Source organism: Planomonospora antibiotica, from assembly GCF_014647955.1.
Taxonomy (GTDB): Bacteria; Actinomycetota; Actinomycetes; order Streptosporangiales; family Streptosporangiaceae; genus Planomonospora; species Planomonospora parontospora.
The window spans coordinates 52,230-71,506 of sequence record NZ_BMQE01000035.1; the positions used below are offsets into that span (position 1 = coordinate 52,230).

Below are 19,277 nucleotides of genomic sequence, written 5' to 3' on the forward strand. Positions count from 1 at the left end.
GGTGACCGCCAAGGAATGGGAGGCCCCCGCCTCGTTCGGCCAGGAACGGATCTGGCTGGCCGACCAGATGGAACCCGGCTCGCCGGTGTTCAACCTGCAGTGCCCGGTCGAGGTTCTGCACGCGCTCGAGGCCGATGAGGTCGTCGCGGCGCTGCAGGCCGTCACGGAACGGCACGAGGCGCTCCGCACGTCCCTCAGGATCGTCGACGGCGCCCTCCGCCAGGTGGTGCACGCCGAGGTCGAACCCGACGTCCGGGTACACGACCTGCGGGCGCTCCCGGAGGACGAGCGCAGGACCCGGTCGTACGGCCACGCCCTGGCCGCCACCGAGGCCGCGTTCCGCACCGACCGCGCCCCGCTGTGGCGGGCCGCGCTGATCAGGACCGGTGACGCGCGCTGGGTGGTGTACCTCGTGGTCCACCACGCCGTCTTCGACGCCGCCTCGTCCGTCATCCTCTCGGAGGAGATCACCGAGCTGTGCGCGGCCGCGGCGGCCGGACGCCCGGCCGAGCTGCCCGAGCTGCCCGTCCAGTACGCCGACTACGCCGCCTGGCAGCGCGACCGGCTCACCGGGCCGGCGCTGGCCGAGCAGACGGACCACTGGCGGGCGCGGCTGGCGGGGCTGCCCGCCGTGCACGCGCTCCCCACCGACCGGCCGCGGCCCGCCCGGCTCGGCTACGCCGGCGACGAGGTCCGCTTCACGGTGCCGGAGGGGCTGCAGGAGCAGGTCGCCGCGGCGGGCCGCCGCGCGGCCGCGACGCCCTTCATGGTGTACCTGACCGCGTACGCCGTGCTGCTGTCCCGGCTGTCCCGCGACGACGACATCGTGGTCGGGGTGACCATGAGCGGCCGGGACCTGCCGGAGGTCGCCGGGCTGGTCGGCATGTTCGTCAACCAGATGGCGGTGCGCACGGACACCTCGGGCGAGCCGACCTTCGCCGGGCTGCTCGGCCGGGTCCGCACGACCCTGCTCGACGCCATGGAGCACGGCCAGGTCCCGTTCCAGGCGGTCGTGGAGGCGGTCACGCCGCAGCGGGACCCGGGGGTGCAGCCGCTCTACCAGATCGGCTTCAACTACATCCCCGACTCCGGCATCGAGCCGATCCCCTACGTCACCTCCAAGGACGACCTGGCGTTCGACCTGACCACCGGGGTCAGCCGGCTGCTGTACCGGACCGACCTGTTCGACCGGGGGACCGCGGAGACGTTCGTCGAACGCTACCTGCGCCTCCTGGCCGCCGGCGTCGCCGATCCGGAGACCCGGATCGGCGACCTGCCGCTGATGGACGAGGCCGAGCGCGCGTCCCTGCTGGAGGCGGGGACGCAGGAGCCGCCGCGCGAGCACGCCACGGCGCTGCGGATGGTGGAGGCGCAGGCCGCGCGCACTCCGGAGGCGACCGCCGTGATCGCCGGCGACCGGCGGCTGACCTACGCGGAGCTGGACGAGGCCGCCGGCCGGGTGGCGGACCGGCTGCGCCGGTCGGGCGTCGGCCCCGAGTCGCTGGTCGCGGTGTACGCCGAGCCGTGCCTGGAGCTGCTCCCCGCCCTGCTGGGGGTGTGGAAGGCCGGAGCGGGCTACGTGCCGGTGGACCCGGCCTACCCGGCCGGCCGGGTGGCGTACATGCTCGCGGACTCCGCCGCCGCGGTGGTGCTCACCCAGCGGCACCTGGCGGGCGCCCTGCCCGCCGGCGGCGCGACCGTGCTCACCGTCGACGACGCCGCTGCCGCCGACACTGCCGACGCCGGTGAGCGGGCCGGGCGGCCGGACGCCGGCCCCCCGCAGGCGGCCGGACCGGGGAACGTCGCGTACGTCATCTACACCTCGGGTTCGACCGGCACCCCCAAGGGGGTCGTGGTCGAGCAGGGTTCGGTGGCCGCCTACCTGGCGTGGGCCGGCACCGCCTACCCCGGCCTGGCCGGGCAGGCGCTGCTGCACTCCCCGATCTCGTTCGACCTGACCGTGACCGGCCTGTTCGGGCCGCTGACCGTCGGGGGAGCGGTACGGCTCGCCGCCCTCGACGAGGGCGCCGCGGCCGGCGACCGGCCGACGTTCCTCAAGGCCACCCCCAGCCACCTGACGCTGCTGGCGGCGCTGCCCGACCGGGTGGCCCCCGGCGTCGACCTGGTGCTGGGCGGTGAGGCGCTGCCCGCCGACGCGCTCACCGCCTGGCGGGAACGGCACCCGGACGTCACCGTCGTCAACGAGTACGGTCCCACCGAGGCCACCGTCGGCTGCGTCGCGGCCGGCGTGGCCCCGGGCGAGGAGCTCCCGGTCGACCGGGCGGGATCGGTCGCGATCGGCCGTCCGGCTCCCGGCACCGCCGCCTACGTGCTGGACGGCGGGCTGCGGCCGGTGCCCGCCGGCGTCGTCGGCGAGCTCTACGTCGCCGGCCCCCAGGTGACCCGCGGCTACCTGAACCGGCCGGGCGCCACCGCCGCCGCCTACATCCCGTGCCCCTACGGGCCTCCCGGCGGCCGGATGTACCGCACCGGCGACCTGGCGCGCCGGCGTGCCGACGGGAGCCTGGAGTTCGCCGGCCGCGCGGACGACCAGATCAAGCTCCACGGCCACCGCATCGAACCCGGCGAGATCGAGACGGCTCTGCGCGCGCTGCCCGGTGTCCGCGACGCCGCCGTCGGCGTCCGCGAGGACGCCTCCGAGGGCAGGCGGCTCGTCGCCTACCTGGTCGGCGAGACGGACGTCACGGCGGTGGGCGACGCGCTCGCCGCCACCCTGCCGGCGCACATGCTCCCGTCCGGCTACGTCGTCCTGGACGCCCTGCCCCTGACCGCCAACGGCAAGCTCGACCACGCCGCCCTCCCCGCCCCGGCGACGGCCCCGGAGCGCAGGTACATCGCGCCCCGCACCGCCGCGGAGGAGCTGGTGGCGGAGGTGTTCGCCGAGCTGCTGAAGGTGGAGAAGGTCGGCGCCGAGGACGACTTCTTCGAGCTCGGCGGCAACTCCCTGCTGGCGATCCGGGCCATCGCCAGGATCCGCGGCCAGATCGAGGTCGACATCCCGGTCCGCGGGCTGTTCTCCCACACCACGGTCGCCGACCTCGCGGCCGAGATCGAGCGGCGGCTCACCGAAGACCTCGACGGACTCAGCGACGAGGCCGTCGAGCGGCTACTCGCAGCGGAAGGTGACGGCCGGACATGACGACCACCCCGGAGACCCCCCCGAGACCCTCCCCGGCCGAGGCCCGCCGGGCGCTGCTGGAGCGGCGGCTGCGCAGGCGCGCCGCCACCACCGTGACGCCCCGCCCCGAGGGAACCGCCCCGCCCCTGTCCTACCAGCAGGAACGGGTGTGGTTCATGGAGCAGTTCGCGCCGGGCACGAGCCAGTACAACATCCCGGTCCCGATGCGCCTCACCGGCGAACTCGACATCGAGCTGCTGGACCGGGCCCTGCAGACGCTCCCGGCCCGGCACGAGGCGCTGCGGATGCGGTTCCCCGCCGACGCGGAGGGCCGGCCCGTCGTCCGCGTCGAGCCCTCCGCCGCGGTGCCGCTGCGCGTCGCGGCGGCCGGCGACGAGGCCGCGGCGCAGGCGCTGATCGACGAGGCGGCCGCCGAGCCCTTCGACCTGGCGGAAGGGCCGCTGCTGCGCGCCCTGCTGGTCAGGCTGGCCGACGACGATCACCGCCTGCTGGTCACGACCCACCACATCGTCGGCGACGGCTGGTCGGTGGACCTGCTGCTGCGCGACCTCGCCGCCGCCTACCACGCGCGGCGCACCGGCACGCAGTCCGGGCTCCCCGGCCTGCCGGTCTCCTACGGCGACTTCGCGCACTGGCAGCGGCAGACCCAGACCGGCCCGGAACTGGACCGCCAGCTGGCGTTCTGGAGCGATCGGCTCGCCGGAGTGCCGGCCCTGGAACTGCCCGCCGACCGGCCGCGGCCCGCCACCCAGGTCTTCGACGGCGACCGGCACGTCGTCGAGGTCGACGCCGAGCTCACCGGCGCGGTCAACCGGTTCTCCAGGGAACGCGGGGCGACCCTGTTCATGACACTGCTCGCCGCCTACCAGGTGCTGCTGGCGCGGCACTCCGGTCAGGACGACTTCGCGGTCGGGTCCTCCTCGGCCGGCCGGTCGCTGGCGGAACTGGAGAACGTGGTCGGCATGTTCGTCAACATGCTCCCGATGCGCGCCCGGCTCGGTGACGACCCCACCTTCGACGAGCTGCTCGAACGCACCCGGGTCGGCGTGCTCGACGCCTTCGACCACGCGGAGGTGCCGTTCGAGCAACTGGTCAACGCGCTCGGCGTGCCCCGCGACGTCAGCCGCTCACCGGTGTTCCAGGCGATGTTCGCGCTGCAGAACTACCAGATGGGCCGGATCGCCGAGGCGGGCGGCTCCGACCTGCGCATCGCGTGGCTGCCGATGGACCTGCCGGCCACCCGCTTCGACATCGAGCTGCACGTCATCGAGGTCGCGGACGGGCTGATCGTCAAGTTCGTCTACAACACCGCGCTGTTCGACGAACCGACCGTGGCGAGGATGGCGGCCCGGTTCGTCACCCTCCTGCGGTCGATCGTCGCCGCCCCCGCCACCCGGGTGTCGGAACTGCCGATCCTGCCCGCCGACGAGCGGACGCTGCTGGTGGACGTGTGGAACGACACCGGCGCCGAACTCGACGAGCAGGCGACGCTGCACGGCCTGGTCGAGGACCAGGCCGCCCGGACGCCCGGCGCGGTCGCGGTGACCTTCGAGGGCCGCCACCTCACCTACTCCGAGCTGGACGAGCGGGCGGACCGGGTGGCGCACCGGTTGCGCCGGCTGGGGGTGGGACCCGAGACCCTGGTCGGCGTCTACGCCGAGCGGTCGGCCGAGCTGGTGGTGGCGCTGCTGGGCGTGCTCAAGGCGGGGGCGGCGTACCTGCCGCTCGACCCGGAGTACCCGGCCGACCGGCTGGCGTTCATGATCGACGACGCCGGCGCCCCGGTCGTGCTGACCCAGGGACGGCTCCGGGAGACGGTCCCGGCCACCGGGGCGACCGTCCTGGACCTCGACGACCCCGGCGAGTGGGCGGACCGGCCCGCCGGCGCCCCCCGGTCGCCGGCCACCTCCGCGAACGCCGCCTACGTCATCTACACCTCCGGGTCCACCGGCCGGCCCAAGGGCGTGCCCAACACCCACCGCGGCATCGTGAACCGGCTGCAGTGGATGCAGCGGACCTACCGGCTGGGCGGCGACGACGTCGTGCTGCAGAAGACCCCCGCCGGGTTCGACGTGTCGGTGTGGGAGTTCTTCTGGCCGCTGCTCGCCGGAGCGCGGCTGGTGCTCGCCAGGCCGGGCGGCCACAAGGACGCGGCGTACCTGCGCGAGCTGCTGATCAGCGAGAACGTGACCACCGCGCACTTCGTCCCCTCGATGCTGGCGGTGTTCCTCGCCGACGACGAGAAGGCCGCGGGGGACTGCACGGCCCTGCGCCGGGTGATCTGCAGCGGGGAGGAGCTCCCCGCGGCCACCGCGGCCGCGTTCACGGCCGTGCTGCCGGGCTGCGAGCTGCACAACCTGTACGGTCCCACCGAGGCCGCCATCGACGTCACCTCGTGGCACTGCCGCCCCGAGGCCGTGGCCGGTGCGGCGTCCCTGCCGATCGGCGCCCCGATCGCCAACATCCGCCTCTACGTCCTCGACCGGCACGGGCGGCCCGCCCCGATCGGGGTGCCCGGTGAGCTGCACATCGGGGGAGTGGGAGTGGCCAGGGGATACCACCGCCGCCCGGCGCTCACCGCCGAACGGTTCGTCCCCGACCCGTTCGGCGCCGACCCGGGCGCCCGGCTGTACCGCACCGGCGACCTGGCGCGCCGGCGCCACGACGGCGACCTGGAGTTCCTCGGCCGCATCGACCACCAGGTGAAACTGCGCGGCCTGCGCATCGAGCTCGGGGAGATCGAGACGGCGCTGCGGGACTGCGACGGCGTCGCCGACGCGGTGGTGGTGGTCCGCGAGGACACGCCGGGGGACAAGCGGCTGGTCGCCTACCTGACGACCTCCGGCGAGGCGGAGGCCGACGCCGCCGGGCTGCGGGCCGCGTTGAAGCGGAACCTGCCCGACTACATGGTGCCGGCGGCGTTCGTCACCCTGGACGCGTTCCCGCTGTCCCCCAACGGCAAGCTGGACCGCAGGGCGCTGCCGGCCCCGCAGGCGACGCGGGACGCCACCGCGGAGCTGGTCGAGCCGGAGACCGCCACCGAGCGGATGCTGGCCGGCATCTGGGCCGAGGTCCTCGGCGTGGAACGGCTCGGCGTCCACGACGACTTCTTCGACTCCGGCGGACACTCCCTGCTCGCCACCCAGGTGGTGGCCAGGATCCGCAAGGCGTCCGACGGCTCGGGACGCCCGGTCGGCGTGATGGACCTGTTCCAGAACCGCACCGTCCGCGAACTGGCCGCCTTCGTCGACGCGGGCGCCGAGGCGGCGACCGGGCCGCAGCGGCTGCTGTACGAGCTGACCCCGAAGGGCGCCGCGCGCACCCTCTCCTACGTCTGCGTGCCGTACGGCGGCGGCAGCGCGATCGTCTACCAGCCGCTCGCCGACGCCCTGCCCGCCGGGCACGCGCTGTACTCGGTGGCCATCCCCGGCCACGACGTGGGCCTGGACGAGGAGGGGCTGCCCTTCCACGAGCTGGTGGACCGGGTCGCGGCGGAGGTCCGGGAACGGGTGGACGGCCCGCTGGTCCTGTACGGGCACTGCGGCGTCGGCAGCGCCATCGCGGTCGGCGTGGCACGGAAGCTGGCCGAGGCCGGCCGGGACGTGGACGCGGTCTACATCGGCGCCATGTTCCCGTTCGCCCGGATCAAGGGGGTCGTCGGCAGGCTGCGGACCCGGCTGGAGAAGCTGCGCAGCAACCGCGAGTACGCCAACTGGCTGAAGGGCATGGGCGTCGACACCGACGAGCTCGACCCGGAGCAGGCCGACCGGATCATCGGCAACATGCGCGCCGACTCCCGGGCCGCCGAGGAGTACTTCACCGAGCTGCTCGACCGGCGCCCGGAACCGATGCGGGCCCCGATCATCTCGGTGGTCGGCTCCGAGGACCCGGTCACCGACTACCACACCGAGCGGTACCGGGAATGGGAGTTCCTCACCGGCACCACCGGGCTGGTGGTGCTCGACCAGGCCGGCCACTTCTTCCTGAAGCACCGGGCGGAGGAGCTGGCCGAGATCGTCACGAGCATCCACCCGGCGATGGCCCGGCGGGAGACCGCCGAGTACGGCCCCGCCGGACGGGGCCCCGACGCCGCCTGGGCGCTGCAGGACACGCACTACCCCGCCGAGCCCGGCCGGGCCGCCGGGACGCGCGCGGTGGAGCCGAGCAACCGCAGGTTCCTCAGCGTCGCGATCGGGCAGCTGGTGTCGGCGACCGGATCGGCGCTGACCGGCTTCGCCGTACCGGTGTGGCTGTTCGACCGGACGGGGTCGGTGGCCGACCTCGGCCTGCTGTGGGCGCTGACGCTGATCTGCGGGGTGGCGATGCTGCCCGTCGCCGGACCGCTCATCGACCGGTTCGACCGGCGGCGCGTCATGATCACCGCCAGCGGCGTCTCGGGCGCGATCCAGCTCTGCATCGCGCTGCTGCTGTGGACCGGCCGGCTGGACCTGTGGACCATCTACCTGCTGCTGCCGCTCAACTCGATGGCCGGCACCTACCAGCGGCTGGCCTTCCAGACCGCGGTGCCGCAGCTGGTGCCCAAGCGCTACCTGGGCCACGCGGTGGGCCTCACCCAGCTCACCAACGGGTTCGCGATGCTGTTCGCCCCCCTGATGGGCGCCGGGCTGTACGTCGCGATCGGCCTGCCCGGCGTCCTGGCCATCGACGTGGCGAGCTACCTGTTCGCCATCGTGGTGCTGCTGGTCGTCCGCTTCCCCGACACGCTCGGCTTCCGCCGCAAGGAGACGCTGGTCACCTCGATCACGGAGGGCCTGCGGTTCTCCTGGAACCTCCGCGGATTCCGGTCCATGGTCGTCTACTTCGCCGTCGCCAACGTCTTCCTCGGGCCCGCCCTGGTGCTGACCGTTCCGCTGACGCTCTCCTTCGGCACGGTCGACCAGGTCGCCCAGGTGGCGGTGGCCGAGGCCCTGGGCGCGGTGACCGGCGGCATCGTGATGGCGCTCTGGGGCGGCCCGCGGAGGCGCCGGATGGTCGGCGTGTTCCTGGGCAACCTGGGCATGGCCGCCGGGTGCCTGGTGATGGGCCTGCGGCCGTCCCTGGCCGTGGTCGCCTTCGGCGTCTTCTGCATGGCGATGGCGATGACGATCTCCCAGGGCATCTACGTGACGCTGATCCAGGTCAAGGTGCCGCAGCGGTTCCACGGCCGGGTGCTCGCGCTCAACCAGGCCATCTCCTGGTCCACGCTGCCGCTCGGGTTCGCCGTGCTGGCCCCCCTGGCCACCGCCCTGTTCAACCCCATGCTGCGGCCGGACGGCGCGCTGGCCGGCTCGGTCGGCGCGGTCATCGGCACCGGGGACGGGCGGGGGGTCGGCCTGACCTACATCGTCTTCGCGCTGATGATGGCCGCCGTCACCGTCTGCGCGTCGACCATCCCGCTGCTGCGCCGCTTCGACACCGAGGTGCCCGACTCGCTCCCCGACGACCTCATCGGCATGCAGGAACGGCAACGCCGCCTGAAAGGAACCGACGCATCATGACGGATGTCACCACCCCCGCGGACCCGGCCCGGCTCGGGCCGGTGACCGGCCGCCTGGACGGCAACGAGCACACCGCCATCGCGGTGTACGGCCTCGGGCCCGACATGACCGATCACCTCGACTGGGTGAAGACCCACCGCGACGGGCTGCGGGCGGCCCTGGCCGCGCACGGCGCCGTGCTGCTCCGCGACCTGCCCGCCGACCTCGACCTGTTCGACCGGATCGTCCGGGTCGTCGGCGGCGACCCGCTGCGCTACACCGAACGCTCCACCCCGCGCACGTCCGTGACCGAGTCCATCTACACCTCCACCGAGTACCCGGCCGACCAGCCGCTGCCGATGCACAACGAGAACTCCTACTCGGACACCTGGCCGGGCCACCTGTTCTTCTACTGCGACGTGGCCGCGGCCACCGGCGGGGCCACCCCGATCGCGGACAGCAGGGCGGTGCTCCGCCTGCTCCCCGAGGAGGTGCGGAACCGGTTCGCAGGCGGTGTCGTGTACGCCAGGGCCTTCCGGGAAGGGCTGGGCCTGTCCTGGCAGGAGTCGTTCCAGACCGACGATCCCGCGGCGGTGGAGGAGTACTGCGCGCGGCACGGGCAGACGTTCGAGTGGACCGACGACGGCCTGCGCACCAGGCACCACCGGCCCTCCTGGCAGACCGAGCCGCTCACGGGGGAGCGGGTCTGGTTCAACCAGGCCAACCTGTTCCATGTCACCAGCCTGGACGAGGAGGTCCGGGAGGCGCTGCTGTCGCTGTACGACGAGGCGGACCTGCCGCGGAACGCCTACCTGGGCGACGGCGCCCCGATCGATCCGGCCGACCTCGCCGCGATCAAGGCCGCCTACGACGAGGCCTCCTTCGGGTTCCCCTGGCGCCGGGGCGATCTGATGATCATCAACAACATGCTGTGCGCGCACGGCAGGGAGCCGTTCACCGGTCCCCGCCGGATCCTGGTCGCCATGACCGCCTGACCGCCCGGCGGCCGGATCAGCGGGTCCTGGCGACCTCCTTCCCGGTCGGCGGCGGCCGGAAGCGTGATCAGGGGCGGTTGCGCGGGCGCTTGCGGGCGGACGGGATCGGCAGCGGCACGGCGCCGGGCACGACGGTGTTGGAGACGGTGCCGATGCCTTCGACGGTGAGGGTGACGGTGTCGCCCGGCTTGAGCGGGGGCGGGTCCTGGCGGCCGCGCAGGCCCCACAGCTCGGCCAGGCAGCCGCCGTTGCCGCAGGTGCCCGAGCCGAGCACGTCGCCGGGGCGCACCCAGGCGCCGCGCGAGGCGTAGGCGACCAGGTCCTCGAACGGCCAGCCCATGTTGGACAGCAGGTCGCGGCCGACCTCGACCCCGTTGACCTCGGCCGTCAGCGCGAGCCGCAGGAAGCCGTCGGCGTCCCGGTACGGTTCCAGCTCGTCGGCGGTGACCAGCCAGGGGCCGAGCGTGGTGGCGGTGTCCTTGCCCTTGCAGGGGCCCAGACCGACCTGCATCTCGCGGGACTGCAGGTCGCGTGCCGACCAGTCGTTGAAGACCGTGTAGCCGAAGATGTGGTCGCGTGCCTGCGCGGGGGACAGGTCGCGGCCCTCGCGGCCGATGACCGCGGCCACCTCCAGCTCGAAGTCCAGGGCGTGGCAGCCGGGCGGGACGGGGACGTCGTCGTGGGCGCCGACCATCGCGTGCGGGTTGGCGAAGTAGAAGGTCGGTGCGTCGTACCAGGCGTCCGGGACGCCCGCCGCGCCGCTCACGCTGCGGCGGACGCCCTCGACGTGCTCCTCGAAGGTGACGAAGTCGCGGACCGAGGGCGGATCGATCGGCGGGAGCAGCCGCACCCCGGACAGGGGCACGGCCGCCGCGGTCTCCGGGACGGAGCCGGTGCGCACGATGTCCAGGAGGCCGGTCCCCTCCGGGAAGGGCAGGACCGCGTCGCCGTCGACGACGCCGCTGCGGCGCAGTCCCCGGTGCTCGAAGGTGGCCAGACGCATGGTCGTCCTCCTCAGACGGGCGGGGCGACGAACACGCCGCGGTCGACGTCGTTGAACGACTCCTTGGCGATGAGCTCGTTCATCGGGTTGGCGGTGCCCCACTGGTCGGTGACCTCGGGCTGGGAGAAGTCGTAGACGTGCGGGTGCCAGGCGTCCTCGTCGAGCTCCTCCAGCTCGGTGGTGTACTCGACGGTGTTGCCGTGCGGGTCCAGGAAGTAGGAGAAGGTGTTGTCGCCGGCCAGGTGGCGGCCCGGGCCCCAGATCATCCTCACCCCGGCGCGCAGCAGCCGGCCGGTGCCGTACATGTACTCGTCCAGGCCCCTCAGCTCGAAGCTGATGTGGTGCAGGGAGGCGTGCGGGCCGCGGGCGATGGCCATGCTGTGGTGCTGCGGGTTGCAGCGCATGAAGTGCATGACCTTCCCCATGCGCGGGTGGGCCAGGGTGTCCGACAGCGCGAAGTCCAGGTGGGTCTCGTACCAGGTGCGGGTGGCGTCGATGTCGGGGGAGTTGAGCACCACGTGGGACAGGCGGACCGGGACCGCCTCCTTGGCCTCCAGCCTGCGGTGGGCGCGGACGGCGACGTCGGCGGAGACCTCCACGGTGCGGCCGTCGAGGTCGAAGAAGCGGAAGCCGTACCCGCCGCCGGGGGTGTCGATCTTCCCGGGTTCGGAGACGAGCCGGACCTGCGCGGCGCGCAGCCGCTCGGCGAGGGCGTCGACGTCGGCGGGGGTGGCGGCGCCGAAGGAGATCAGGTCGAGCCGCTTCTCGGCGGCTTTGCGGAGCCGGATGATGTACTGCTCGGGCGAGCCCTCGGCGGCCAGGAAGCTGATGCCGGTGTCGCCGGCGACCTCGGTCAGGCCCCACACGCCGGAGTAGAAGTCGCGCTGCTTGTCGTAGTCGGGCACCGCCAGGTCGACGTGGCGCAGGTGGGTGATGAGACGGTCGGGCACGGTCGTGCGCTCCTTACAGGTCGAAGAGGTCGGCGGCGTTGCCGCCGCGGACGGCGTCGAAGACGTCGGGGGCGAGCCCGGCGGCGCGCAGCACGGCCACCGGGTCGTCGGCGCCCATGTCGAAGGGGAAGTCGGAGCCGAGCAGCACCCGCTCCGGTCCGGTGACCCGGACGAGTTCGCGCAGCACGGCCGGATCGTGGACGAGGGAGTCGAACCAGAGTTCCCTGAGATAGGTGCTCGGTTCGCGTGCGCAGCCGTGCGCGTCCGGGCGGACCTTCCAGCCGTGGTCGGCCCGGCCCAGGTACGTGGGCAGGTAGCCGCCGCCGTGCGCCGCGACGACCTTCAGGCCCGGGTGCCGGTCGAGCACCCCGGAGAAGATCAGGTGGGAGAGCGCGACGGCGTTCTCGGCCGGCTGGCCGACGATGTTGGACAGGTACCAGCGGTCCAGCCGCTCGTCGAGTGTGCAGCCGAACGGGTGCAGGAAGACCACCGCGCCGGTGGCGGCGGCGTGCGCCCAGAAGGGCTCGTAGGCGGGGTCCGACAGTTCCCTGCCGGGCGCGTGTGAGGAGATCTCCACGCCCTTCAGGCCCAGGCCGAGGGCGTGGTCGAGGAGCTTCACCATCAGCGAGGGGTGCTGGAGCGGGACCAGGCCCAGCCCGTACAGCCGGCCGGAGGCCTGGGCGCAGTGCCCGGCGACGCCCTCGCCGGCCAAGCGGCAGACCTTCTCGGCCAGATCCTCGCCGGCCCAGTAGTGGTAGTGCGAGGGGGAGGGGCTGACGATCTGCACGTCCACCCCGGTGGCGTCCATGCCGGCCAGCCGTACCTCGGCCCGGGTGAGCCGGTCGATCCGCTCGCCGACCATCCGTCCGGAGACCGCGAGGGACTCGGGCCCGTTGCGGCGGGCGTCCAGCTCCCGGTGCGCCGCCAGGCCGGGCTGACCGGCCACGGCCCGCTCGACCTCGGGCAGGATCACGTGCGCGTGCACGTCGACGGTTCTGATGGGCCGCGCGCTGACGGGGGCGGTGTCCGAGGGGGCGGTGGTCATGGGCGCTCCGTCACCATCGCGGCGATCCGGCCCATCAGGCCGGGCACGTCGGCGTCCGGCACGGGGTCCAGCTGCCAGTCGGCCAGTTGCACCGACGCCTCGACCACGGCCTTGACGCGTTCGTGGCGGCGGTCCATGAAGGCGTCGAACAGCGACTGGTCGAGCCGGTCGGCGGCGAGCAGCAGCTCGGCGAGAACGGCGGCGTCCTCCAGGCACTGGGCGGCGCCCTGGGCCAGGGTGGGCGGGCAGGCGTGCGCGGCGTCGCCGATCAGGACGGTGCGCCCGCGGTTCCAGGGGCGGTCCACCAGCAGCGACTCGAACCAGGTGTAGTTGATGCGGTCCGGGTCGGTGATGTCGGCGCGGATCTCGTCCCACGCGCCGCCGTACCCCTCGGCCAGAGCCCGCATACGGGCGGGCTTGTCGGCGGCGGTGATCGACTCGCGGGGGCGGGCCTTCTCCACCAGGTAGGCGTACATCGTGTCCTCGCCGGTGGGGCAGTAGCCGGCGATGAAGCAGGGGCCGCCGTAGATCAGGTCGGTGCGCTCGACGCCCTTGGGGCGGCGGGTGTGGATGCGCCAGATGCCCATGCCCGCCGGCCGGGGGGCGGCGTCGACGCCGATGAGCCCGCGGACCTTCGAGCGGATGCCGTCGGCGCCGACGACCAGGTCGTAATCGGCGGTGGTCCCGTCGGACAGTTCCGCCCGCACGCCGTCGCCGGTGTCGGTGAGGGCGTCCGCGGTCAGGCCGAGCCGGATCCGCGCCCCGGCGTCGCGCACCGCGTCGGCGAGGATCGCGGCCAGTTCGGGGCGGTTCATGCCGAGCGTCGCCGGCAGGTCGGGGCCGCCGGTGCGGGCGTCGGGGATCTCGGCGACCAGGTCCCCGCCGGGGGTCCGGAGCCCGAGGGAGTCGAAGGCGAAACCGGCGGCGGCCACCCGGTCCCACACGCCCAGGTCGCGCAGGACCCGCAGCGCGTTGCCCTGCAGTGTGATGCCCGAGCCGAGCGCGGTGAGATCCGGTTTGATCTCCGCGATGTCCACGGTGACGCCGCCGCGGGCGAGCAGGATCGCCAGGGCCGATCCGGCGGTGCCGCCACCGACGATGAGGACGTTCCTTACCGCTGTCATGGGGGCCTCACTTGATGGCGATGGGGTTGACGGGGGAGCCGACCGCGCCGGTGACGGGCAGTGGAGCGGCGGTGAGCCAGAACTCGTGGACGCCGTCGTCGGCGCAGTGGTCGGCGAGGGCGTCCAGGTCCCACATCTCGCCGATGAGGAGCCCGATGTGCGGGATGACGACCTGGTGCAGGGGCTGGAAGGCGTTCTCGAACTCGTTGGGCCGCACCTCGAAGCCCCAGGTGTCGGTGGCGATGGCGGCGATCTCGGTGCGGTGCAGCCAGCCGGCGGTGGTGAACGACAGGCCCGGGGCCGGGCCCCCGGCGTAGTCGCCCCAGCCGTCGCGGCGGGCTCGGGTGAGCTGCCCGGTGCGCACGCACACGATGTCGCCGCGGCCGACAACAATGCCGTGCGCGGCGGCGGTGGCGGCCAGGTGCTCCTCGGTGATCGCGAACCCGTCCGGTAATTCGCCGTCCTTACCGAGCACGCGGCCGACGTCGAGCAGGACGCCGCGGCCGGCGACGGGCGCGGCCAGGTGCTCGATGCCGGTGACCAGGTCACCGGCGGAGGTGACGACCTGGTCGGCGGGGCGGCCGTTCCACGCGACGCCGTGGTCGAAGATGTGGCCCAGGCCGTCCCACTGGGTGGAGCACTGCAGCGGCATGGCGATGACGTCGTCGGCGCCGCCGAACCCGTGCGGGAATCCCTGCCCGCCGTGGACGGCGTCCAGGCCGGTGTCGGTCATGGTGTGCACCGGGTTGGTACGGCGGCGCCAGCCCTTCTGCGGTCCGTCGGTGTCGAAGCGCTGCGACAGGGAGAAGGACACGCCCTGCCGTACGAGCGCCGCGCCCTCGCGGCGCTTGGCGGCGTCGATGAAGTTGACGGTGCCCAGCGCGTCGTCGTCGCCCCAGCGGCCCCAGTTGGAGCAGCGGGCGGCGGCCTCGGCGATGGCGCTGGCGGGGTCGGTGCGGCCGGGCATCAGGCGTCCTGTCCAGGGTGCCCGGCCTTCGGGGTCCCGGTCCGGGAGCTCTCGGCCACGCAGCGGTTGCGCTGCACGCCCAGGCCGGTGATCGTGCCCTCCATCACGTCCCCGGGGCGCAGCAGCCGGCCCCAGTGCATGCCGTTCCCGGCCGGGCTGCCGGTGAGCACCAGATCGCCGGGGAGCAGCTCCACGGTCTGGGAGACGTAGGAGACCAGCCGCGCCACGTCGAAGATCATGTCCTTGGTGGACTCGTCCTGCATGACCTCGCCGTTGAGCCGCAGGGTCACCTGGAGGTCGCCGGGGTCGGAGACGAAGGCGGACGGCACCAGGTAGGGGCCGAGCGGGGTGAACGTCGGAGCGTTCTTGGACCGCAGCCAGTCGGCGCCGATCTCCGGCATGTCCCGGCGGAACACCAGCTCGCGGGCTGTCAGATCGTTGGCGATGGTGTAGGCGGCCACGTGCTCCAGCGCGCGGTCGGCCGGAACCCGGAAGGCGGGGCGGCCGATCACCGCCGCCAGCTCCAGCTCCCAGTCCGGCTTGGCGCACCAGGCCGGGATCACCACGTCGTCGTAGGGGCCGGTGACCGCCGACGGCAGGCCGATGAACACGTACGGCTGGTCCTCGGCGGCGCGGCGGTCCATCATCGCCGCGACCTCGGCCCGCACCTGCTCGGCGGGGCGGCCGCCTTCGGGTTCGTGCGCGACGGCCAGGTCGATGACGTGGGTGCGGTAGTTGGCGCCGGACTGCAGGATCTGCCGGGGCTCGACCGGAGCGTGTACGCGCAGGTCCGCCAGCGGGAACCGGTCGCCCTCCGTGGATTCGGCTGCGGCATGCAGCAGTGGCAGCGTGGTGTCCCAGCGTTCCAGCAGTGCGCGGGTGGTCAGCTCTCCGTCCGGTAGACGGAGCGCGGGAACGGTGCGCAGATCCAGGACCTGATCACCGGTCACCAGGCCGGGGAAGGGCGCGCCGTTCCCGGCGGAGAAGGTACCGACCGCGAACGGGCCGGCAAGAGGCAGATGTGTTTCCACGAGGTTTCCTCCCGGTGCGGTGCCCTTAACCTTGGGCTACCAGGACAGATCTGGGAAATCGATTCCCCGGATCGGAATCATCTGTCGGGCCGATAGTTCGGGGGAGAGCCGTGAACCTCGCCAGCTTGGACCTCAATCTCGTGGTCGCCCTGCGCGCCCTGCTGGAAGAGCGCAACGTCACCCGGGCCGGTCTGCGGATCGGGCTCAGCCAGCCGGCGACCAGCGCGGCGCTGGCCAGGCTCCGCCACCACTTCTCCGATGAGCTACTGGTCCGCAAGGGCAACAGCTACGAGCTGACCCCTCTGGGCACCGCGTTGCAGGCGCCGGTGACGAACACCTGCGCCATGCTGGAGCGGCTGTTCACCAGCCGGGCGGACTTCCAGCCGGCCACCGAGCAGCGCGACTTCACTCTGCTCGCCTCCGACTACGCCATCGCGGTGTTCGGCGCCGAACTCTCCCGGGTCCTGCACGCTGAGGCACCCGGTGTCCGACTGCACTTCCGGCACATGGACCCCCGGATCGTGGAAGACACCGGCACGGTGCTCAGCGGTGTCGACGGCGTGCTGATCCCGCACGGCGTGATCAGCGGGTTCCCGACAGTGGAGCTGTACCGCGACGAGTGGGTGTGCCTGGTCGCCGCCGACCACCCCGGAATCGGCGACCATCTCACCCTGGACGACCTGGCCCGTCTGCCCTGGGTGGTCTACCAGCGGCTGTTCGACGCCCCGGTCACCCGGCAACTGAGCATGCTGGGCCTGGAGCCGCGGGCGGAGGTGTTCGTGCAGAGCTTCCACCTGCTGCCCAACCTGGTGGCCGGCACCCGCCGGGTCGCGCTGATCCAGCAGCGCCTGGCCCGGCTGCTGCACGGGCTCGCAACCGTGCGCGTGCTGCCGTGCCCCTTCGAGGCGATTCCCCTTCAAGAGGCCCTGTGGTGGCATCCCGTGCACAGCCAGGACGCGGCGCACATCTGGCTGCGCGAAGTGGCGGCCCAGGTAGCCAGCGGGATCGCCGAACTTGATGGTCACCAAGACGTCCCGGCCGCCGGTCAGGACGCTCCGCGCACCGGTTGAAGCATGCTGTCGGCCCGTCGCGCGAGAACACCGTCCGGTGAGGAACACGGTCCCGCACCCCCTGGAGAGGCAGATCGACGCCGGGAGGTGCTCAACCGGGCCGATCAGCGAGTATCACCGAGCCGCAGTCGCTTCAGGCAGCTCGCGGTTCAGGTGGTGTGACAGGTTGCGAAGCGGTGCGGGTCGCACAGCGTGCAACCGCACGCGAACGTGAGAGAAAACGAGACATGGCCATCCATGATGTGGATTCGCCTATCGCGTTCATCTATTTGTCAAATTCAGGGGAATCCTTCAGAGTGAGGGAGCCGCAGAAACCGGACGGTGGGAGAGGCCTCCCCTCCGGTCACTCTCCAGCTCGGATGTTCCCCGATCACGTGTCTACGCCGCCGGCTTCGCGCCTTTGACCAACTCGCGAAAGGAGACTGGTGGTGAACGTGCTCCCCGCAGGCTCTCCCACCGGTGAGGTGGATCCGCTCTCCGGGGAGCTCCTTCCGGTTGCCGCGGATTCCGCAGCGGGCGTGCGCTCCGGACACGATGAGCTCATGAGCGGCGGACGACCGGCCACCTCATCTGCGCGCCACCGGGTGGCTCCGTACCGGACGCGTGGGGGGAACGCCCGGACGGCCTGCCCGGGAAGCGGCGCACGCGATCTCCGGATCGGCCGCTTCCAGCCCGGACCCGCGGCCGGATCTCCGCACACGCATTCCCTCGCCGAGATCGCCGTCGTCACAGCGGGGGAGGCGGTCCATCGCATGCCCGCCGGACCACACCGCATCAGGCCGGGCAGCGTCATCCTCCTACCCGCCGGAGCCCGGCACGCCTATGAGGCACGTGATCGGCTGGAGCTGTACAGCTGCGGCTTGAGGCCCGGCTTGCTCCTACGAGAGCTGGCTTGGATCAAGGAGGATCCGCTTCTTTCCCGACTGTTCGGAGACGGCGGCGGGCACGGTAGGCCATGCCGAGCGGGATCGAACGTTCCTCCGGTCGGCCTGCGGGCCACAGCCCCAGATCACCGGGAGCCGGTTCTCGACCCTCAGGCGCTGGCCGACTGCGTCGCGCATCTCGACATCCTGCGTGAGCTGGCCGCCGAATCTGCGACCACTCACCGTGCCGACCTCGTCGGACGGCTCCTGCTGTTCCTCGGCGTGCTCACCCGTGCCGTGACCGGTCCGCACGGCACGATCGAACCGGTGCTCCCCCCTGCGGTGGCCGAGACCATCCGGCTGATGGAAAGCGATCTCGGACATGGCTGGTCGCTCGGCGAGCTGGCCGACGCGTCCTTCCTGGCCTCGGGCTACCTGGTACGCCTGTTCAAAGCGAGTGTCGGCATGCCGCCCATGGCCTACCTCACGCACCTGCGGGCCGAGACGGCGGCGATGCTGCTCACTGAGACCGACCACCCGATCTCCCAGGTCGGGAACCTGGTCGGCTGGCCGGACCAGAACCACTTCGCCCGCCGCTTCAGAGCGCACTTCGGCATGAGCGCCACGAGCTTCCGCGAGACCTTCACCCGCTGACCCGGACGCAGGTTCGCGGAGCATCGGCGCAAAGGCTGCCTCTTCGAGGCATCCAGGTCCTGAACGCACCGCAGACTCCGGTACGGGTCAGTAGGTGATGTCGGCCACCCACAGCTGGTTGGGCGCGGTCGCGGTGAACTGTCGCTCGACCAGGTCGGCGGGCCGGTCGGTTTCGGGTGCGGGGCGGGTGGTGCGCGGGCTTTTGGCCCGGATCACCCCGCGCAGGCCGGCGGCGCGCATGAGGCGTTCCACGGTGCAGCGGGCCACCGTGCGACCACGTCTCAGGAGCGCCGCGTGAATCTTCCTGGCCCCGTAGACGCTGTAGTTGTCCGCGTGGATCATGGTGATCTCCTCAGTCAGCTCCTCATCGCGCAGGGCACGGGCGGAGGGCGGGCGTGAGGCGGCGGCGTAGTAGGTACTCGGCGCGATCTCGGCGTCGGTGTCCTTCAACGCCTGGCAGATCGGCTGGACGCCGAACATCTCCTTGTGCTGCTCGATGTAGGCGACCTTCAGCGCAGTGGACGGTCCAGCTCCGCCGCGAAGAAAGCCGACGCGGACTTCAAGATCGCGTTCGCCCGTCTCAGCTCCTTCACCTCACGCTCCAACTCGGCGATCCGGGCCGCGTCCTGACTGGTGGTTCCGGGCCGTAGGCCTTCGTCGGTCTCGGCCCGCTTGACCCAGGTCCGCAGGGCCTCGGGGTGGATATCAAGCCGATCGGCGATGCGCCGGATCGCGCCGTCCCGTGCCGCGGGGTTCTTGCGGGCCTCGACGGCCAACCGGGTCGCACGCTCGCGCAACTCGTCGGGGTACTTACGGGGAGCAGCCATGATCGGCATCCTTCCGGGTCTTCGATGTCTCCATCAAACCCGGGGCGATTCACCCTCGTCGGGGATCGTGGTCCGCTGCCCCTTGCGCAGGTGCAGCCCGACGATGCCGTG

The 19,277-nt window shown here is 72.6% G+C and carries 13 protein-coding genes, 2 pseudogenes and 1 other annotated feature; of the genes and pseudogenes, 6 read left to right on the top strand and 9 right to left on the bottom strand.

All coding sequences use genetic code 11. From position 1 onward, the window contains the following. The first annotated feature begins 1 nt into the window (after position 1). The 3 genes from IEZ06_RS26075 to IEZ06_RS26085 are packed head-to-tail and all read left to right on the top strand — an operon-like array spanning position 2 to position 9,632. Complete coding sequence (locus IEZ06_RS26075) at positions 2-3,160, top strand: non-ribosomal peptide synthetase (protein WP_189239320.1); 3,159 nt, start codon at positions 2-4, stop codon at positions 3,158-3,160. Further along, positions 3,157-8,658, top strand: coding sequence for a non-ribosomal peptide synthetase/MFS transporter (locus tag IEZ06_RS26080; protein ID WP_189239321.1), 5,502 nt, complete (start codon positions 3,157-3,159; stop codon positions 8,656-8,658). Before IEZ06_RS26075 ends, IEZ06_RS26080 begins: the two co-directional genes overlap by 4 nt. Continuing rightward, positions 8,655-9,632: a TauD/TfdA family dioxygenase gene (locus IEZ06_RS26085; protein WP_189239322.1), complete on the top strand. Its 978-nt coding sequence runs from the start codon at positions 8,655-8,657 to the stop codon at positions 9,630-9,632. The genes IEZ06_RS26080 and IEZ06_RS26085 overlap by 4 nt, the downstream gene beginning before the upstream one ends. A 67-nt stretch (positions 9,633-9,699) precedes the next feature. Here IEZ06_RS26085 and IEZ06_RS26090 read toward each other — a convergent pair whose 3' ends face one another. From IEZ06_RS26090 to IEZ06_RS26115, 6 genes are read right to left on the bottom strand one after another with little or no spacing between them, the layout of a single operon-like run. Further along, the gene (locus IEZ06_RS26090) at positions 9,700-10,635 is read right to left on the bottom strand and encodes a fumarylacetoacetate hydrolase family protein (RefSeq protein WP_189239323.1); all 936 of its coding nucleotides are present in this window, start codon (positions 10,633-10,635) and stop codon (positions 9,700-9,702) included. A gap of 11 nt (positions 10,636-10,646) precedes the next feature. Further along, the gene (locus IEZ06_RS26095) at positions 10,647-11,585 is read right to left on the bottom strand and encodes a VOC family protein (RefSeq protein ID WP_189239324.1); all 939 of its coding nucleotides are present in this window, start codon (positions 11,583-11,585) and stop codon (positions 10,647-10,649) included. 13 nt (positions 11,586-11,598) lie between these two features. Beyond that, complete coding sequence (locus IEZ06_RS26100; protein ID WP_189239325.1) at positions 11,599-12,630, bottom strand: amidohydrolase family protein; 1,032 nt, start codon at positions 12,628-12,630, stop codon at positions 11,599-11,601. Next, positions 12,627-13,754, bottom strand: a complete 1,128-nt coding sequence (locus tag IEZ06_RS26105) for an FAD-dependent monooxygenase (RefSeq protein ID WP_189239326.1) — start codon at positions 13,752-13,754, stop codon at positions 12,627-12,629. Before IEZ06_RS26105 ends, IEZ06_RS26100 begins: the two co-directional genes overlap by 4 nt. Before the next feature lie 7 nt (positions 13,755-13,761). Continuing rightward, positions 13,762-14,721: a cyclase family protein gene (locus IEZ06_RS26110; protein ID WP_189239327.1), complete on the bottom strand. Its 960-nt coding sequence runs from the start codon at positions 14,719-14,721 to the stop codon at positions 13,762-13,764. After that, on the bottom strand, positions 14,721-15,752 hold the full coding sequence (locus IEZ06_RS26115; protein ID WP_189239328.1) for a fumarylacetoacetate hydrolase family protein: 1,032 nt from the start codon (positions 15,750-15,752) through the stop codon (positions 14,721-14,723). The genes IEZ06_RS26110 and IEZ06_RS26115 overlap by 1 nt, the downstream gene beginning before the upstream one ends. Positions 15,753-15,877: 125 nt before the next feature. Between IEZ06_RS26115 and IEZ06_RS26120 the strand changes: the two genes are divergently transcribed. Both IEZ06_RS26120 and IEZ06_RS37730 read left to right on the top strand, forming a co-directional pair. Further along, positions 15,878-16,822, top strand: coding sequence for a LysR family transcriptional regulator (locus IEZ06_RS26120; protein ID WP_229798706.1), 945 nt, complete (start codon positions 15,878-15,880; stop codon positions 16,820-16,822). A 542-nt stretch (positions 16,823-17,364) separates the two neighbouring features. Next, a pseudogene (locus IEZ06_RS37730) lies at positions 17,365-17,667 on the top strand (AraC family ligand binding domain-containing protein); the annotation flags it as partial. A gap of 33 nt (positions 17,668-17,700) precedes the next feature. Here the strand turns inward: IEZ06_RS37730 and IEZ06_RS36650 are convergent. Continuing rightward, positions 17,701-18,069 (bottom strand): hypothetical protein, encoded by a 369-nt coding sequence (locus IEZ06_RS36650; protein WP_229798707.1) that lies wholly within the window; start codon positions 18,067-18,069, stop codon positions 17,701-17,703. A 30-nt stretch (positions 18,070-18,099) separates the two neighbouring features. Between IEZ06_RS36650 and IEZ06_RS36655 the strand changes: the two are divergent. Continuing rightward, positions 18,100-18,339 (top strand): annotated as a pseudogene (locus IEZ06_RS36655) (helix-turn-helix transcriptional regulator); the annotation flags it as partial. Between the two features lie 87 nt (positions 18,340-18,426). On the opposite strand, the gene IEZ06_RS26130 reads toward IEZ06_RS36655, so the two are convergent. Then, positions 18,427-18,819, bottom strand: coding sequence for an IS3 family transposase (locus tag IEZ06_RS26130; protein WP_189239331.1), 393 nt, complete (start codon positions 18,817-18,819; stop codon positions 18,427-18,429). Continuing rightward, positions 18,760-18,888 (bottom strand) — a sequence feature (AL1L pseudoknot). It overlaps the preceding gene by 60 nt. Further along, positions 18,849-19,166: a transposase gene (locus IEZ06_RS26135; protein ID WP_189239332.1), complete on the bottom strand. Its 318-nt coding sequence runs from the start codon at positions 19,164-19,166 to the stop codon at positions 18,849-18,851. (Overlaps the previous feature by 40 nt.) Positions 19,167-19,277 lie beyond the last annotated feature (111 nt).

What these genes read in the sequence shown, in the direction of transcription:
- IEZ06_RS26080 (WP_189239321.1), top strand. Translation starts at nt 3,157, where the DNA reads ATGACGACCACCCCGGAGACCCCCCCGAGACCCTCCCCGGCCGAGGCC.
- IEZ06_RS26085 (WP_189239322.1), top strand. Translation starts at nt 8,655, where the DNA reads ATGACGGATGTCACCACCCCCGCGGACCCGGCCCGGCTCGGGCCGGTG.
- IEZ06_RS26090 (WP_189239323.1), bottom strand. Translation starts at nt 10,635, where the DNA reads ATGCGTCTGGCCACCTTCGAGCACCGGGGACTGCGCCGCAGCGGCGTC.
- IEZ06_RS26100 (WP_189239325.1), bottom strand. Translation starts at nt 12,630, where the DNA reads ATGACCACCGCCCCCTCGGACACCGCCCCCGTCAGCGCGCGGCCCATC.
- IEZ06_RS26105 (WP_189239326.1), bottom strand. Translation starts at nt 13,754, where the DNA reads ATGACAGCGGTAAGGAACGTCCTCATCGTCGGTGGCGGCACCGCCGGA.
- IEZ06_RS26110 (WP_189239327.1), bottom strand. Translation starts at nt 14,721, where the DNA reads ATGCCCGGCCGCACCGACCCCGCCAGCGCCATCGCCGAGGCCGCCGCC.
- IEZ06_RS36650 (WP_229798707.1), bottom strand. Translation starts at nt 18,069, where the DNA reads ATGTCCGAGATCGCTTTCCATCAGCCGGATGGTCTCGGCCACCGCAGG.
- IEZ06_RS26130 (WP_189239331.1), bottom strand. Translation starts at nt 18,819, where the DNA reads ATGTTCGGCGTCCAGCCGATCTGCCAGGCGTTGAAGGACACCGACGCC.
- IEZ06_RS26135 (WP_189239332.1), bottom strand. Translation starts at nt 19,166, where the DNA reads ATGGCTGCTCCCCGTAAGTACCCCGACGAGTTGCGCGAGCGTGCGACC.